The organism is Colwellia echini (assembly GCF_002843355.2).
In the GTDB taxonomy this organism is placed as follows: Bacteria; Pseudomonadota; Gammaproteobacteria; order Enterobacterales; family Alteromonadaceae; genus Colwellia; species Colwellia echini.
This window is the reverse complement of the sequence record NZ_PJAI02000043.1, coordinates 1-4920: the sequence shown is the minus strand read 5'-3', so window position 1 is coordinate 4920 and position 4920 is coordinate 1. Positions and strand designations below refer to the sequence as shown.

Below are 4920 nucleotides of genomic sequence, written 5' to 3'. Positions count from 1 at the left end.
GTGATAGCACCCGCAGTGCCATTAATCGCGTACGTGTTTACGCCATTGCCACCACTGATATTGCCAATAGAAGCCCCCGCATTTACCGTGAAGTTGTCAGTCTCCTCCCCCCCTTCTAAATTACCAAAATAATAAAATTCAATTCCGTCAACACCACCTTCATTAGTGCCGTTTATATTCCACGCATGTGTTACTGCACCACTTTCTTTTAGTGTATTACCATCACCTGCATCAGTGCTTTCACCATAAATTTTATCAATATTAGATATTTTTGATAAATCAACTGTTTGATTAGTGCCTGTTATGGTTAACGTATTGGTTTGACCAAATTTATAACCACCATCAATGTCGCCCACCAGATCTAAAGATGCGAGCATGATATTATCAGAACCGGTTTGAGTTTTTAGAGTACCCACACTCCCGCCAGAAATAGTTATTGTATCTGCCCATGCACCTGAATCAATTGAATCAATAACACCTGCGGTTACGGTTATATTATCCTCCCCCCCCCCAGCTTCAAGGGAATAAAGATCTCCGGCGATTTTAAATATATCTATGAACTTAGTGTCATCTGCCTTTAGGTTCTGAATATTACTAAAAGTAGAGTACACATCACCGTCACCAAAAACATCATCCTTAACAGACAAAATCCCACTATTATTGCTTGTTACATTCCAGTCATTCTCTGCAACTCTTCCGGTAAGAGTATTGGTGCCGAGGCCGCCGCCACCATCCACATTTATAACGCCGCTGGTGTCAAATATAAAGTTATCTGCAGAAGTGCCTCCAACTAAACTCGTAATTCCTGAAAATTCAAGGTTAAGGTTGGTATCGCTATCGCCTGCTTCAAGTACTAAATTACCTTCCTTTTCATCGGTAATATTCCAATTGATTGCTACATCAGGGCCAGTAAGAGATATTTCACCTCCAACCGACGTTGTGGCTGCTGTGCCATCAATGGTTACAAGGGTGGTAAAAGCACTTGTATGACTTATAGTAGCTTTGGCATTTTCACCTAATAGATTCACTTCTACTGTGCCATCATTAGCAAAGGTGTCATTACCTGCGCCGCCAGAGGTATTAATATCTTGACCTAAGCTAATATCAAAACCAGAAATACTTACTTCTCCTCCACTACCACCGTTACCATTTATAACGCCGATACCACCATAACTAACTAGCTGTTCGGTAATATTAACTTCATTAGCAGCACTAATCGTTATACCACCTCCTACACCACCATTTTCATTACTATTTCCAAGGTCGGCATCACCACCGGAGCTATTCATACTCGCATTAATATGAATATCACTAGTAGTAGACGTTAAACTAATTAAGGAACCATTACCGCCAAATTCAGAACCACCATTGGTATAATCGCCATCACTACCTATAGCTGACACAGCACCTGCTATCGTTATATCTGTTTCTGCAAGTAACGTAATAGTACCAGCGTTTTTTCCACCACTGTTACTGTTAGCAGCACCACCATTAGCTGTTAGCACACCGGTAGTAATTGATCCTGTATTTGCGGTAATACTAATAATTCCGGCGTTTTGCCCTTGATAGCCAGTCGTTATAATACTAGCTAATTCACTGGTAAAACTAGCGCCTTTTGCCTCAAAGCTCCCCCCATTGGTTTCAATGCTAACACCCGTTTTTATATTTACATCACCGGTTCCGTTAGTTACATACGTGCCAGAGCCATCATTGCCATGATCAGCATTTAAATTAAGGTTCAAGCGATCGCTGTCACCAGTCGTTATGTCTGCTTGAATATTGATGTCGTTATGGGCATTAAGGGTTAGCGTGGCTTGGCTAGTACCGCCATCACTAAAATTTAACGCGCCTAATAAGGTAATATTACCGGCGCCACCATCGGTAATAGCGGTGCCCGAGGCATTAAACACTACATCTTCTTCAGCATTACCACCAACTCCGGTTTCAATAATGATATTGGCGCCATCGGTTAGGCTGCCCTCTAATGTGAAAATACTCAGGTTTGAATCTCTACCAGCTGAATTCGTGAACGGGCTAGCTATTGATATATTATCGTCATCAATCGTAGCCCCACCAGAGATGGTAATGTTATAGGGGTCAATCAACCAGGTGCCGCTATCACCACTTATTGCGCCAACATTCACCGATAAATCAAGGTCAACCACTTTTGCTGAGGTTTCAACAAAGCCACCATTGCCATTTTCACTGCCGCCGGTAGCTGAAATACTGCCATAGGCTTTGGCTAAATCATTACCCCACAATATAACTTTACCGCCATCGCCATTGGTTAAGCCATTGGCACTAACTTGGGTGTCGCGACCTAAATAACTGGCACTGGCATTTCTAATGGCGCTATTTTCACCGCGGTAATCACCGCCTAGGTATACTTCACCCCCACCTTGATGACCACTGACATCAACAGAGGCGCTATCGAGTAAACCGACCTTGTCACCAAGAACTTTAACTACGCCGCCACTATTTTGCTCACCGCCTGTTGCCGAAGTAATACTAGTTTCGGTAAGTAAGGTAGTATTTTGTGCGTGCAGTTCAATTTCACCACGAACTTGGTTTTGGCTTGCATTGGAACTGTCATTAGAGCCATTGCTATAACTTGTATTAGCGAGTAACTGACCGCTGTTAGTTACGTTATCACCTAGCACTACAATGTTTGAGGTGGTGGTATTGGTTGATAAATTAAATTCTTCGGCAATATTTAGCGTAGTTTGCGTAGTAGATACATCAATGCTACCGCTGTTAATAACATCCGCGCCGCCACCTAAGGTAAAACTACCGTCACTATGTACCACAACGCTAGTAGCGTGTTCCATGCCGGCATTTACTGCTTGTGAGAATACGTCTTGACTGGTACTGGCGCTTAATAATACTCGTCCGCCTTGGGCGTTAATTTCGCCGCTGTTAATGACTGCAGCGTCTACGCCTAACTCGCTTTGTAGTACTTCTTTACTAACGCTTACGCCTAATAAACCGCCAGCATCAAAGGTTAATACTGCTTGCTTGCCTGCGGCTAAATTAACGGTACCAAGAGTTGCTTGAATAAACCCTTGGTTTTCAACCTGACTTCCTATAAGCGCAACATTACCACCAATAGAGGCATTAATAAGACCTTGGTTAATCACCGCGCCTTTATTATTACCATTAATATTTTCTAGTGCGTCAAAAACATAATCGCCATTTAAAAATGCTTGTGGATTAATATCTAGGCTAGAGGCAACTAAGCCGCCCACATTAATGATTGAGCTTTGAGTAAACACTATACCGTTGGGGTTGACTAAAAATACTTGCCCGTTGGCGTTAATATTACCGGCAATAGTTGAACCGTCAGAACTTAAAATACGGTTTAACGATATTGATTGGCTATTGGGTTGAATGTACTGCACACGTTCGTTTTTGTTAACGTTGTAACTGTCCCAATTTATTGCCATCTGTTGTGAGGTTTGGTTAATAATAGTACTATTGGTTAGCTTGGTTATATCACCACTACCGCCTACCACAGCGCCACCTTCGGGCCCAGCAACAGCGGTTTGCAATAAAGTAGGTAAGGTGTAAGTAGAAAAAGCCATGCACACAGACAACGCCGTACTAGAGAGCACTAAAGGTTTCGTCGCCCTTGCAGCAGCAATAACCTTGTTTGGCTTATTAACTGCAGTACGTTTATTGGCTCGACTTAACTTACTTGGCTTATTTGACTTCACTTTCATACCTACATCCTTACAACAAAAAAGTCGTTAACCTATTAATTGATAATAATTGCTAACGACTTGCTTTAACTGGCTTGACTTAACTGGCGCAATTTAATTGGCTTTTCTTAACCGACTTAACTTAACTATTTGAATTAATTAATGCTTGGCAATATTTAAGGTGTGCAGTCGGTGCAACCACCATCGGTTATTATCCAAGCGTGGTCGTCAAATAATTTTTTATGCGCCGCTTTCGCCGCAGATGAATATTGCACGTTGTCAGCGCCAAATTTAACACCATCAACCACGTTTTGTTGGCTCCACGCATTTAACACGGCGTCGTAATGAGTTGTTGACAGAGCAGAATCACGAAACAGTTCATGAAAGCCTGTGACTTGGCTTACTTGCCAAGCACTAATATCTTGGTCAAAAGGCGAATCTCGAAAGAGAGCATATAAACTTTCGACGCCACTGATATCCCAACTACCTATCGGTTGATTAAATACACTTTGAAAAAATAGAACATTCATTATTGTCACCGAGCTAACATCCCATTGGTCAAGTGGTTGATTAAAGGCTTTTGTGCGGGCAAACATATATTCCATATTTTCAACCTTACTCATATCCCAGTCATTCAGCGGCTGATTAAAAGTATCTGTACCTTGAAACATATAACGGGTATTGGTTACATTACTCATGTTCCACTTACCGACGGGCTGATTAAACGCTTTAGCACCGGAGAAAGTGCCAATCATTGAGGTAACCTTACTCACATCCCAATCACTGATATCTTGATTAAACTGTTCAGTTTCTTCAAAGGTAGATTTTAAGGTGGTCACATTAGATACATCCCAATCGCGGATATCACCATTAAATAGCGTGGCTAGACCAAAAGCCCTTTCCATATCAGTCACCAAACGAATATCAGGGCGGTCGCTGGCAGTACTCACCATATTTTCCGCTTGATAAAAGGCATAATACATAGAGCGCCAGGCAATATCGCCCCATTTCACAATCTCAACTAACTTGGTGTTATCAGAGTTATTATATTCAAAGTAGGTTTGCGGGAACGTACCGCTAATGGTTACTTTGTATGTACCCGGCTCGTCATAGGTGTGCGATGCATCGGCGGTAAGGTTTTCTTCAATCTCACTACCGTCACCCCAGTCAACACTGTAGTTATATGCATATTCAGTGCTACGGGTAGTTATAATAATTGTAT

At 42.0% G+C, this 4920-nt stretch carries 2 protein-coding genes; both read right to left on the bottom strand.

The genetic code is table 11. The features are described 5' to 3' along the window. Positions 1-3719, bottom strand: a 3719-nt coding sequence (locus CWS31_RS16990; RefSeq protein ID WP_148747785.1) for a beta strand repeat-containing protein, incomplete at its 3' end; no start/stop codon positions are given. 155 nt (positions 3720-3874) lie between these two features. Further along, the coding region (locus tag CWS31_RS16985) for a BspA family leucine-rich repeat surface protein (protein WP_148747784.1) at positions 3875-4920 on the bottom strand (1046 nt) is incomplete at its 5' end.